Below are 12,048 nucleotides of genomic sequence, written 5' to 3'. Positions count from 1 at the left end.
CGCAGCGCGGCGGCGTCGGCGCGCAGCTTGTCCGGGTCACGCCGGCGGGTCAGCGCGGCGCGGATCGCCGCGGCCACGCGCTTCTGCAGCGCAGGCGGCCCGGCGACGGGGCGGGCGCGAGTCAGCGCCATGTGCTCCCACGTCCAGGCCTCGTTCTCGTGGTAGCGGGCGAAGCCCTCGAGGGCGACGGCGATAGGCCCCTTGTTGCCCGAGGGCCTGAGCCGCATGTCGACGTCAAACAGCTTGCCTGCGCCGGAAGGCGCGCTGATCGCGGCGACAAAGGCGGTCGCGAGCCTGCCGAAATATTCCGGAGGGGTCAGCGCCCGGCCCGTGCCGCCCTTCGCCGCCTCCGCGCCTGGCGCGTGGTCGTACACCATGATGATGTCGAGGTCGGAGGCCGCCATCATCTCCCGCCCGCCGAGCTTGCCGAGTGCGATCGCCGCCATCGCGCCGCGCGCGATCCTGCCGTGCCTGGCAACAAAATCCTCCGCGACGCGCGGCAGCAGGGCGGCGAGAGCTGCATCGGCGAGGTCGGCCCGCGCGCGGCCTGCCGAATCGGCATCCATCGTCGCATCGAGCGTCGCCGCGCCGATCAGGAAGGCGCGCTCGTGCACCACGCGGCGCACCGCATCCATCGCCTCCTCGAGGTAGCGGCAATCGGCCAGCGCGGCGTCGAGGCCAGTGTCGACCTGCGGCACGTCGCCGGTCAGCAGCCCCTCAAGCGCGGCGGGGTGGGTTGCGAGATGGTCGGCAAGAAGCGGGGCCGCGCCGAACACGGAGGCGATCCGGTCGAGCAGCGCGGGGTTGCGCTGGAAGAGCGAGAAGATCTGCACGCCCGCAGGCAGCCGGTTCAGGAACGCATCGAACCGGGTGAAGGCGGCGTCAGGGTCCTGCTGCTTCGCGAGCGAGGCGAGCAGGGCTGGCATCAGCTCGGTGAGCAGCTCGCGCGCCCGCTCGCTCCGTGTCGCGCGGGGCCGGCCGTGGTGCCAGGCACGCACGGCCGAGGCGACGGCGGTTGCGTTGGCGTAGCCCATGCCCTGAAGGGTCGCGATGGTCGCCGGGTCGTCCGTCACGCCGGTGAAGACGAGGCTGCCCGGGCCTGCGAGGTCGGGCGCCTCCTCGAACAGGGCGGCATAGGCGCGCTCGACCGCGCGAAGCTCCTCGAGCAGCGCCTCGGCGAAGGATGCGGCGTCGGGGTAGCCGGAGAAGGTTGCGATCGCCGCAAGCCCGGCCTCGTCCTCCGGCAGGGCGTGGGTCTGCCGGTCATCCTGCATCTGCAGCCTGTGCTCGATGCGGCGGAGGAAGTCGTAGGCGCGCGCGAGCGCCTGCTCCGTCCCGTCCTCGAGCAGGCCGGCGCGGCGGAGCGCGGCAAGCGCCTCGCGCGTGCGCGGGTTGCGGAGCTTCGGGTCGCGCCCGCCCCAGATCAGCTGCTGCACCTGGGCGAAGAACTCGATCTCGCGGATGCCGCCGCGGCCGAGCTTGAGGTTGTGGCCGGCGACCGCGATCTCCGCCCCGCCCCGATGCGCCTGGATCTGCCGCTTGATCGAGTGGATGTCGCGGATCGCTGCGAAGTCGAGGTGCTTGCGCCAGATGAAGGGGCGGAGCTCTGCGAGGAACGCGTTGCCGGCGGCTAGGTCGCCCGCCACCGGGCGCGCCTTGATCATCGCCGCCCGTTCCCAGTTCTGGCCGAGGCTTGAGTAATAGGTGTGCGCGGCATCGACAGAGACGGCAAGCGGCGTGGCCGCCGGGTCGGGCCGCAGGCGGAGATCGGTCCGGAACACGTAGCCGTCCGCGCTGCGCTCCTCCATCAGCCGCACAAGCTCGCGCGCGAGGCGGACGAAGAATGCCCCGGGATTGTCACCATGATAGGCTTGGCTCGCGTCGAAGAGGACCACGAGGTCGATATCGCTCGAATAGTTGAGTTCGCGGGCGCCGAGCTTGCCCATGCCAAGAACGATCAGCCCGCTGCCCCGGGCAGGGTCGTCGCGGTGACGCAGCCGCAGCGACCCGCCCGCCCCGCCGCCCCGCTGCTGCCCGGCCGGCTGGCCCATGTGCTGGGCGAGAAGGTGGCGCACGACGGCAGACAGCGTCGCCTCGGCCAGGTCGGACAGCGCGGCCGTCACCTGGCCGACGTCCCAGGTCCCGGCGATGTCGGCCGCGCCGATCACCAGCGCGCCGCGCCGCTTCGCCCGGCGCAGGGCCGCGGCGATGTCGGCGCGCGCGGCGTCCGGCGGGGCCTCGGCAGCGAGGCTCGCGAGAACGCCCGAGAACGCCGCGTCCGGCCCGTCCGCGAGCATCGCTGCCATCGCGTCCTGCTCCTTCACCGCGAGTGCGGCGAGGAAGGGGCTGTTGCCGAAGATCGCGTCGAGCAGTGCTGCCTCCGCCGGCGCGCCTGCCGGGTTCGGCCCGGCGCCCGGACTCTCCTCGAGCCGCTCGGCCCAGGCCTCGTCCCACCGTTCCCGCCAGAGGGCGGCTGCGGTCTCGTCGTGCGGCCTGGGCGGGATGATGGGTGGCATCGCCGGCGAGCCTCGCCGCCCATCCCCGCGCCGGTCAAGCGTGCGGGGGCACAGGGATGATCCGCGCTTCGGGCCGCCTGCTTCGCTGGATCGGCGCGCTCGTGCTGATGCTCGCGGTTGCCGGCACGCTCGGGGTGGGCGCGCTTGCCTGGCGGCTCTCCCAGGGGCCGCTCGCGATCGATGCCCTCGCCCGGATCATGGAGCGCCACGCCAACTCCGATGACCGCGGCATGCGCGTGACGATCGGCAGCGCGGCGCTCGTCTGGGAAGGCTTCGGCGGCGGCATCGACCGGCCGCTCGATGTGCGCGTGACGGATGTGCATCTCTACGATGCGAACGCGGTCGAGATCCTCGCCCTTCCGGAGGGCGAGGTGTCGCTCGGGCTGCGGGCGCTTCTGCTCGGCCGCTTCGAGCCGCGCGCCATCGCTCTCGCCGGCCTCCGCATCACCCTGACCCGCGGGAGCGACGGGCAGTTTGCGTTCGAACTCGACGCGCGGCGACACGAGGCTTCGCCCACCCCCGCGCCGGAGGGCGGCAACGACGTCGCCCTTCTCTCCGAGCTCGGCCTTGTGCCTGTCGGGCAGGGGGAGGCTTCGCCGCGTTTTGCCGCGCTCCGCCAGGTGGTGGTGCGTGATGCCGAGATCGTCGTGGCGGACCGCCAGCTCGGCGCATCCTGGACGATCCCGGACGCGCAGCTCGCCATCCGCCGCAGCACCGCGCCAGGCGGTGCATCGCTCGTGCTCACCGCCTCCGGCCATGCCATCGCCGGGGCGGCGCGGATTCCGCTTCGTGTCTCGGCGCGGCTTGAGCCGGACGGCCGGGCCGAGGGGGAGCTGAGCTTCGACAGCGTCGAGCCGGCAGCGATCGCCGCCGCACTGCCCCGGCTTGCCGACATCGCCGGGATCGCGGCGCCGCTTTCCGGAACGATCGGGGCGAGCCGCGCTCCCGACGGCACGATCACCTCCGCGCGGCTTCGCGCCGCGCTCGGCGCAGGCGCGGTGACGCTTCCGGGTGCTGCGACGCTTCCGGTGACCTCTGCGGCCATTGCCGCGCGCTACACGCCGTCCTCCATCACGATCGAGGAGGCGAGGCTGACAGTTCCGGGCTCGCACGGCCCCTCGCCGACAGCGACGCTCACAGGCTCTGCCACGCCGGAGCAGGGCGGCGGCTGGCGTGCGGAGGCGCGGATCACCCTCGACGCGATCGCGGCGGCAGACCTTCGGCAGCTCTGGCCCGAAGGAGTGGGGCGGAACGAGCGGCGTTGGATCGTCGAGAACATCACCGCGGGAACGGCGCGAAACCTCGATGCCCGGATCGCGGCGACCATTCCGCCGACGCTCGATACCCTCGTGCCCGTGACCGTCGACGGCACGCTGCAGGGCGACGCGCTGACGGTGCACTATCTCCGCCCCATGCCGCCCGTCGAAGGCGTCGCGGCGAGGTTGCGGCTCGGCCTATCGACAATCGACATCGAAACGCAAGGCGGCCGGCTCGGCGCCATCACCGTGCCGGAGGGGAAGGTTCGTCTGTTCGATCTCGATGCCTCACCCAACCGGGCGGAGGTGTCGCTCAGGATCGACAGCACCATCCCCGACGCGCTCGCGCTTCTCGCCCACCCGAAGCTCGACCTGCTGAGCCGCCGCGGCGCGCCGCCGCCCGGCATCACCGGTGCGGGCGAGATCGCGCTCACCGTCGCCTTTCCGCTCCTCGACGCGCTCTCGATCGATGATCTCGATGTCACCGCGAAGGCGCGGGCGCAGGACGTGCGCGTTCCCGCCATCCTCGCCGGGCGCGACTTCGAGCGCGGCCGCGCAGAACTCGCCGCGGACCGCAACGGCCTCACACTCTCGGGCACGGGACAGTTCGGGCCGATCAACGCCGATGTCGGCGGCATGATGGATTTCCGATCCGGCCCGGCTTCGCAGGTGGTCGAGAAGTTCACCCTGCGCGTGCCGCCACAGGAGGGAATCGCTGGGCTGTTCGGCCTCGACACCGCGCCCTGGGTCACCGGCCGCGCCGCGCTCGACGCGACGCTGGAGACGCGCCGCGGCGGCCAGGGACTCGCGACGGTGAAGGCCGATCTCGCCCAGTCCCGCCTCGCCGTCACCGAGCTCGGCGTCGAGAAGCCGGCCGGCCAGCCTGGCACGGCGGAAGGGCGCGTGACGCTCGCCAACGGCCGGCTGACCGGTGCGGAGCTGACGCGCCTCGAGGCGGGCGAGATCCGCGGCAACGCGCGCTTCGTTATCGCGCGCGACGGCAGGCTCGAGCGCATCGAGGTGCCCGATCTGCGGCTCGGCGGCTCGCGGCTTTCGGGCTCCGTCGCGCTGCCGCAGCGGGGGTCCGCCTATGCGGTGACGCTGCGCGCGCCGGTGCTCGACATCTCGCGCCGCGGCCCTGATGCGGCGGTCACGCCCGACGCGGCCGATGCGGCGGCGAGCCAGCCGAATGTCGGTATCGATGCGGTGATCGACCGCCTGGTCATCAAGCCCGGCCATGAGCTGGCCGATGTGCGCGGCACGGGCGTCTATGCGCGCGGCATGATCGCGCGCGCCGATCTCTCCGCCCGGGCGGGCGAGCGCGGAACGATGCGCGCGCAGGTCACGCCAGAAGGCGCGAAGCGGACGCTCCTGCTGACGGCCGACGATGCCGGGGCCTTCCTCAACGCCTTCGACGTCCTCCACACCATGGCCGGCGGCACGCTCACGGTGCGCGGCACCTATGACGACACCCGGGCCGGGCGGCCGCTGACAGGCGAGGCAGAGCTTCTCGACTTCCGCATGCGCGAGGCGCCAGGCGCTGCCCGTGTGCTCCAGGCCATGACGCTCTACGGCGTGCTCGATCTAGCGCGCGGCCCCGGCGTTGCCTTCACCCGCGCCGTGTCCTCCTTCAGCCTGACGGACGAGCTGTTCGAGCTGCGCGACGCCCGCGCCTACGGCGCCTCGCTCGGCTTCACAGCGAAGGGGCGGGTGGAGCGGAAGGCCGAGCGGCTCGACCTGGAGGGAACGATCGTGCCCGCCTACTTCTTCAATTCCCTGCTCGGGCACATCCCGCTGATCGGGCGCATCTTCTCTCCCGAGCAGGGGGGCGGGCTGTTCGCCGCGACCTACCGGGTCCGCGGCCCGCTGGCCGACCCGGAGGTGAGCGTGAACCCCCTCGCCGCCCTGACGCCGGGGTTCCTGCGCGGCCTGTTCGGCAGCTTCGAGGGAAGCGGGCAGCCCCCCCCGGCGGCCCAGCCGTCCGGCGATGTCCCCGAGCACCAGCGCGGCGGGTAGCGCCGCGCGCTTAACCGCCGATTAGCAGTGCACCGGCATGGTGGCGGCTTGCTCCGCCATCCATGAGGGCTGCCTCCATGCGCGTCGTCTCCTTGCCTGGTGCCCGCCTCGGCCGCCTCGGCGCCTCGCTCGGGCTGACCGCACGCGTCGTCATCGCCGGCATCGTCGCCACCGCGCTTGCCACGGCCGCGATCGCGGCCTGGTCCGTCCGCAACTTCGAGGACAGGGCCATGGCGATGGCGCAGGACCGGCTCGAGGCGAGCCTGGCGTTGCTCAAGCACGAGGTGTCGCGCCTCGGCCAGGGCTTCGCGGCCGATGGGGAGCGGATGACCGTCGGCGGCCAGGCGCTCAATGGCCGCAACGACGTGGTCGATGCCGTGAAGTCGGTCAACGGTGCGGTGGCGACGCTGTTCTTCGGCGACCTCCGCATCGCGACGAACGTCACCCGGCCGGATGGCTCGCGCGGGGTGGGCACGAAGCTCGCGCCGGGCCCGGCCTTCGATGCCGCGATCACGCGCGGCCAGACCTATCGCGGCCGCAACGTCATCCTCGGGCGCGACCACCTGACGATCTACAAGCCGATCCGCGACGGCGCGGGTCGCCAGATCGGCCTCTGGTTCGTCGGCGTACCGGTCGACGAGATCGCGGCCGAGGTCAATGAGAGGCTCTGGAGCGCGGCCCTCGTGGCAGCGGTCGCGATCATCCTCGGCGCGCTGCTGCTCGGCTTCATCGCGCGCGCCTCCCTCCGTCCGCTCAGCCATCTCGCCGAGGCGACGCGGCGCGTCGCGGAGGGCGACTACGCGTCCGAGGTTCCGGGACAGGAGCGTCGCGACCAGGTGGGCGCGCTCGCCCGCGCGGTGGCGACGCTGCAGACGAAGGCGGCCGAGGCGGCGGAGCTCCGCCGCGCTGCGGACGAGGAGCGGGAGCGTGCCTCGCAGGACCGCCGCTCGGCGCGGCTTGTCATGGCCGACCGTTTCGAGACGGAGGTGATGGGCGCGATGCGGGAGATGGCCGGTGCCGTGGCCTCGCTCGAGACGACGGCCTCGCGCATCGCCGACAATGCCGGCCAGAACGTTTCGGTGTCCTCCGCCGTGGCCGATGCGGCCGGCGAGGCTGCCAGCAGCGTGAATGGCGCAGCGGCCGCAGCCGAGGAGCTTTCGGCCAGCATCGGCGAGATCTCGCGCCAGGTCGCGCAGGCAGCGACCGTCGCTGCGGCGGCGGTCTCGGAGGCGACGCGCACCAACGCCTCGGTCGATGCGCTTGCGGGCGCTGCGTCGCGCATCGGCGACGTGGTGCGGCTGATCGGCGACATCGCCGGGCAGACGAACCTTCTCGCGCTGAACGCGACGATCGAGGCGGCGCGCGCCGGCGAGGCGGGCAAGGGCTTCGCGGTGGTCGCCTCCGAGGTGAAGAACCTCGCAGGACAGACGGCGAAGGCGACGGAGGAGATCGCCGCGCAGATCGCCTCGATGCAGTCGGCCACCGGAGGCGCGGTGGGCGCGATCAAGTCGATCGCCGGGCGCATCGACGAGATCTCCTCGCTCGCCTCCTCGATCGCGGCTGCGGTGGAGGAGCAGGGTGCGGCGACGGCGGAGATCGCGCGGTCGGTGCAGCAGGCGGCGAGCGGAACGAGCCGTGTGTCCGAGCGCATCGCCGAAGTGAGCGCCAATGCCTCCGCCGCGGCCGAAGGCAGCGAGGCGGTGCGCCAGGCCGCCGGCGCGCTGTCTACCCAGAACCGGGGCGTTGCCGGAGCGGTCGAGATCTTCCTCGGCGAATTGCGGACGGTCTGATCCCAGGCCGCCGATGCGCTCCTGAAAATCCTCAGGCGGCGCGGATGAAGCCCCCGCCCAGCACGCGGGGCCCGTCGTAGAAAACGGCCGCCTGGCCCGGCGCGACCGTTGCCGGCGCGTCCATCGTCACATGCGCGACCGAGCCGTCCCACCGCACCGAGGCCGGCGCCGGCGCCTCGCGGCCGCGCAGCTTTGCCGCGCAGCGAAGCGGCGACGCGGGCGGCTCGATCAGCCAGTTCACCTCCCCCGCCTCGAGCTTGTTCCGCCCGAGCGCGGCGCGCGGCCCGACCACGACGCGACGCGCGCCCGACTCAACTCGGAGCACATGCATCCGCTGCTCGCCGTCGCGGCTCGCCTCGCCGAGGCCCTTTGCCTGGCCCACCGTGTAGCGTGCGATTCCGCGATGGCGCCCGAGCACGCGGCCATCCTCGGTGACGATCTCGCCAGACTCGGCCGCCTCTGGGCGGAGCTTCGTGACGAGGTCCGCGTAGGAGCCGGAAGGCACGAAGCAGATGTCCTGGCTGTCCGGCTTGTCGGCGACGGGAAGACCGAGCCGTGTGGCATGCGAGCGCACGCGGTCCTTCGTCATGTCCCCGAGCGGGAAGCGCAGGAAGGCGAGATCCTCCCGCCGCGTCGCGAACAGGAAGTAGGACTGGTCGCGCGCCGCATCGGCGGCGACCGCAAGCGCGGGCTCGCCCGCGTCCTCGACGATGCGCGCGTAGTGGCCGGTGGCGAGCGCATCGGCGCCGAGGTCGCGCGCGACCGCGAGCAGGTCGACGAACTTGAGCTTCTGGTTGCAGCGGACGCAGGGGATGGGAGTCTCGCCGCGGGCGTAGCTGTCGGCGAAATCGGCGATCACCGCCGCGCGGAACCGCGCCTCCATGTCGAGGACGTAATGGTCTATCCCCAGCCTGTCGGCGACGCGCCGCGCGTCATGGATGTCCTGCCCAGCGCAGCACGCGCCCTTGCGGCCGACCGCGGCGCCGTGGTCGTAGAGCTGCAGCGTGATGCCGATGACCTCGTGCCCGGCCTCCGCCATCAGCGCCGCGACCACGGAACTGTCCACACCCCCGGACATGGCGACGACCACCCTCATGGTGCGCCCCGGGCCGCCTCGAGCCCCATCTGCCAGAAGCGCGCCTCGAGGCGGCAGGCCTCGTCAAAGGTGCGGGCGAGCATCGGGAAGCGCGCCTCCGCGCCGCGGGCGCCGCCGAGACGATCCAGCCGTGCGATGGCCTCCGCCGCGATGGCCTGAAACTCGTCCCCGGCGTACATCGCGCGCCAGGCATCGTAACGGTTGCCCTCGCGCTTGAGGCGCGGGTCGGCGGTCATGCGCGCGCCGATCTCGGCGTAGCCGATCACGCAGGGCGCGAGCGCCACCTCGAGGTCGAGCACGTCTCCGGCGAGCCCACGCTCGAGCACGTAGCGCGTGTAGGCCATCGTCTCCTCGGCCTCCGCCTCTGCCTCCATCTCCGCCTCGCCGATGCCCCACTCGGCGCAGAACTGCACATGCAGGCGCATCTCGTGGTTCAGCAGCGCATCGAGCGTCGCTGCCGCGCCGCGCATGTCCTCGAGCGTCGCATGCTTGACCACGGCGAGCCCGTAGGCGCGCGCGAAATGGATCAGGAACAGGTAGTCCTGCGTCAGGTAGCGCCGGAACGCCGCCTCGGGCAGCGAGCCGTCGGTCAGTCCCGCGACGAAGGGGTGCGCGATATAGGCCTCCCAGGACGAGCGCGCGTCCTCCCGAAGCCGCGCAAACAGCGTTCCCGGGGCGGCGATCGCGTCCATCGCCGCGGCTCAGCCCTTCTGCGCGTTGCGCGTGGCCTTCGGCAGCTTCACCGTCAGACCGTCGAGCTCCTCGGTCATCACGATCTGGCAGCCGAGACGGGAGGTCTCCTCGAGGCCGAAGGCGAGGTCGAGCATGTCCTCCTCGTCCTCGGTCGGGGACTGGAGAAGGTCGAACCACTTCTGATCGACGATGACATGGCAGGTCGAGCAGGCGAGGCTGCCCTCGCAGGCGCCCTCGATGTCGACGCCATGGCGATGCGCGATCTCGAGCACGGAAAGACCAAGCGGGGCATCGACCTCGCGGCGTGACCCGTCGCGCTCGATGAACGTCATCTTCGGCATTCGCGAAAACTTCCTCGTCTACAGCGTCAGGCCGCCTCTGCGCCCCGGTGGGCGGCGGCAAGAGCGGCCACCGCATAGTCCACATCCGCCTCCGACGTAAAGCGCCCGAGGCCGAGGCGCAGCGTCCTTGCGGCGGCATCGGGCGGGAGGCCGAGTGCTGTCAGCACATAGGAGGGCTCGACGGCGGCGGAAGAGCAAGCCGAGCCGGTGGAGACGCAAAGATCGGGGCAGGCCCGCATCAGCGCCTCCGCGGTCCGCCCCGGAAAGGTGACGTTGAGGTTGCCGGGGATGCGCGCCTCGGAGCTGCCGTTCAGCGTGATGCCGGGGATCGCGGCGGCGAGGCCAGACCAAAGCCGGTCGCGCAAGGAGGTCAGGCGCTTCGCCTCCTCCGCCATCCCGGCGGCAGCGATCTGGCAGGCCTCGCCGAAGCCGACGATCAGGGGCGCGGGAAGCGTGCCCGAGCGAAGCCCGCGCTCCTGCCCGCCGCCGGAGAAGAGCGGGGCGAGGCGGGCCCGGGGGCGGCGGCGGACATAGAGCGCGCCGACGCCCTTCGGCCCGTAGAGCTTGTGGCCGCTGATCGAGGCGAGATCGATGCCGAGCGCGTTCACGTTGAGCGGGATCTTGCCGGCGGCCTGAGCGGCATCGGTATGGAACAGCGCGCCCGCTTCCTTGGTGATGCGCCCGATCGCCGCGAGATCCTGCGTCACGCCGATCTCGTTGTTCACGGCCATGACGGAGACGAGCAGCGTCGCCTCGTCCACCGCCGCATGCAGGGTTGCGAGGTCGAGCAGCCCGTCGGGGCGGACGGGAAGGACGACCGGCTCGAACCCCTCCGCGGCGAGGTCGGCCACGCTTTCGAGGACGCATTTGTGCTCGGTCGCCACCGTCACGATGCGCCGCCGCGGGTTGTCGTGGGCGGCGGCGAACCGGGCGGCGCCCTTGATGGCGATGTTGTTGCTCTCGGTCGCGCCGGAGGTGAGCACGATTTCCCGCGCCTCCGCGCCGATCAAGGTCGCGACGGCTTCGCGCGCGGCTTCCACGGCCGCCTCTGCCTCCTGGCCGAGCCGGTGCTCGGCGCTGTGGGGGTTGCCGAACTTCTCGTTGAACCAGGGAAGCATCGCCTCGACGACGCGCGGGTCGCACGGCGTGGTGGCATGGTTGTCGAGATAGACCGGACGGTTGCGCGGCGGCATCGCGTTCATCCCCCGCAGATGGGGGTCAGGCGGCCCTTCGCGCAAGCCGCGCGGCCATCGCCGAATAGGCCGCCAGGAATGCGTCGATGTCTGTCTCCGAGGCGGTCCAGGGCAGGGAGACCCGGATCGCCTCCCCCGCCAGTTCGCCTAGCCCCATCGCCGCCAGCACATGGCTTTCGGCCACCTTCCCAGAGGAGCAGGCCGAGCCGGCCGAGACGGCGATGCCGGCGAGGTCGAGCGCCATCACCTGGGTCGCCGAGGCAGCGCCTGGCAGGGCGAGCGAGACCGTGTTGGGAAGGGAGGGCGCGCCCGTGGCGATCACCCGGGCCGAGGGCACCGCGGCGAGGCCAGCGAGGAGCCGCTGCTTCAAGTCCGCCAGCGCCTCGCCGCCGCCTGACCTGCGCCAGGCCTCTGCGGCCTCGATCGCCGCGGCCATGCCGGCGATGGCCGGAAGCGGCTCGGTTCCGCCGCGCATACCGCGCTCCTGCCCGCCGCCGCGGATCACCGCCTCGGGCCGGGCCTCGCCGAGCACGAGCAGCGCGCCCGCTCCCTTGGGCCCGCCCGCCTTGTGGCCCGACAGGGCAAGGGTGTCTGCGGCGGCGATCGCCTCATCGAGCGCGATGCGCCCCGGGCCCTGCACGGCATCAACGTGCAACAGCGCGCGGTACCGGCGGCACAGCGCGGCCGCCTCGGCGAGGGGCTGGATCGTGCCCGTCTCGTTGTTGGCGAGCATCAAGGCGACCACGGCGGGGCGCGCATCGGCCTCGAGCATCTCCTCCAGCGCGGCGAGGCTGGCGCGGCCGTCGCCGTCCACCGGCAGGATTTCGGCTCCCGGTGAGGCGCGGCGGATGCAGTCATGCTCCGTTGCGCCGACGATCACGCGCCGTCCCGCGGTCGCGAAGCCGGCGACGGCGATGGCGTTGGCCTCCGTTCCGCCTGCTGTGAAATGCACGGCATCGGGCCGCACGCCGAACGCGACGGCGAGCCTTTCCCGAGCCTCCTCGAGCATCCGCCGCGCGGCCCGGCCTTCGCGATGCACCGAGGAGGGGTTGCCGAGCGTGTCCAGGGCAGCCAGCACGGCGTCGCGCGCCGCGGGCCGAAGCGGCTCGGTCGCGTTGGCGTCGAGGTAGGTCCGCGTCATCGGCGC

General features: G+C 72.5%; 8 protein-coding genes. 2 read left to right on the top strand and 6 right to left on the bottom strand.

Annotated elements, in window-relative coordinates; genetic code table 11:
- The coding region (locus FIF60_RS18200) for a bifunctional [glutamine synthetase] adenylyltransferase/[glutamine synthetase]-adenylyl-L-tyrosine phosphorylase (RefSeq protein WP_144299711.1) at positions 1 to 2,516 on the bottom strand (2,516 nt) is incomplete at its 3' end.
- A 56-nt stretch (positions 2,517 to 2,572) separates the two neighbouring features.
- Between FIF60_RS18200 and FIF60_RS18195 the strand changes: the two genes are divergently transcribed.
- Positions 2,573 to 5,788, top strand: coding sequence for an AsmA-like C-terminal region-containing protein (locus tag FIF60_RS18195; protein WP_144299710.1), 3,216 nt, complete (start codon positions 2,573 to 2,575; stop codon positions 5,786 to 5,788).
- 77 nt (positions 5,789 to 5,865) lie between these two features.
- Positions 5,866 to 7,578, top strand: a complete 1,713-nt coding sequence (locus FIF60_RS18190) for a methyl-accepting chemotaxis protein (protein WP_158639288.1) — start codon at positions 5,866 to 5,868, stop codon at positions 7,576 to 7,578.
- Positions 7,579 to 7,609: 31 nt separating this feature from the next.
- Here the strand turns inward: FIF60_RS18190 and mnmA are convergent, their stop codons facing one another.
- Genes mnmA through FIF60_RS18165 form a run of 5 tightly spaced genes read right to left on the bottom strand, consistent with a single transcriptional unit; the run spans position 7,610 to position 12,042 of the window.
- Positions 7,610 to 8,674, bottom strand: coding sequence for a tRNA 2-thiouridine(34) synthase MnmA (mnmA, locus tag FIF60_RS18185; RefSeq protein WP_144299708.1), 1,065 nt, complete (start codon positions 8,672 to 8,674; stop codon positions 7,610 to 7,612).
- Entirely contained in the window at positions 8,671 to 9,366 is a 696-nt protein-coding gene (gene tenA / locus FIF60_RS18180; protein WP_144299707.1) for a thiaminase II, read from the bottom strand. Before tenA ends, mnmA begins: the two co-directional genes overlap by 4 nt.
- Before the next feature lie 9 nt (positions 9,367 to 9,375).
- A complete protein-coding gene (locus tag FIF60_RS18175) occupies positions 9,376 to 9,708 on the bottom strand; it encodes a ferredoxin family 2Fe-2S iron-sulfur cluster binding protein (protein WP_144299706.1) in 333 nt (110 codons plus the stop codon).
- Positions 9,709 to 9,734: 26 nt separating this feature from the next.
- Positions 9,735 to 10,910 (bottom strand): cysteine desulfurase family protein, encoded by a 1,176-nt coding sequence (locus tag FIF60_RS18170; RefSeq protein WP_144299705.1) that lies wholly within the window; start codon positions 10,908 to 10,910, stop codon positions 9,735 to 9,737.
- A 16-nt stretch (positions 10,911 to 10,926) separates the two neighbouring features.
- Complete coding sequence (locus tag FIF60_RS18165; RefSeq protein WP_144299704.1) at positions 10,927 to 12,042, bottom strand: cysteine desulfurase family protein; 1,116 nt, start codon at positions 12,040 to 12,042, stop codon at positions 10,927 to 10,929.
- Positions 12,043 to 12,048 lie beyond the last annotated feature (6 nt).

The sequence above is a fragment of the Elioraea rosea genome (genome assembly GCF_007644105.1).
Lineage (GTDB): Bacteria > Pseudomonadota > Alphaproteobacteria > Acetobacterales > Acetobacteraceae > Elioraea_A > Elioraea_A rosea.
This window is presented reverse-complemented; position numbering and strand designations above follow the sequence as displayed.

What these genes read in the sequence shown, in the direction of transcription:
- FIF60_RS18195 (WP_144299710.1), top strand. Translation starts at nt 2,573, where the DNA reads ATGATCCGCGCTTCGGGCCGCCTGCTTCGCTGGATCGGCGCGCTCGTG.
- FIF60_RS18190 (WP_158639288.1), top strand. Translation starts at nt 5,866, where the DNA reads ATGCGCGTCGTCTCCTTGCCTGGTGCCCGCCTCGGCCGCCTCGGCGCC.
- mnmA (WP_144299708.1), bottom strand. Translation starts at nt 8,674, where the DNA reads ATGAGGGTGGTCGTCGCCATGTCCGGGGGTGTGGACAGTTCCGTGGTC.
- tenA (WP_144299707.1), bottom strand. Translation starts at nt 9,366, where the DNA reads ATGGACGCGATCGCCGCCCCGGGAACGCTGTTTGCGCGGCTTCGGGAG.
- FIF60_RS18175 (WP_144299706.1), bottom strand. Translation starts at nt 9,708, where the DNA reads ATGCCGAAGATGACGTTCATCGAGCGCGACGGGTCACGCCGCGAGGTC.
- FIF60_RS18170 (WP_144299705.1), bottom strand. Translation starts at nt 10,910, where the DNA reads ATGAACGCGATGCCGCCGCGCAACCGTCCGGTCTATCTCGACAACCAT.
- FIF60_RS18165 (WP_144299704.1), bottom strand. Translation starts at nt 12,042, where the DNA reads ATGACGCGGACCTACCTCGACGCCAACGCGACCGAGCCGCTTCGGCCC.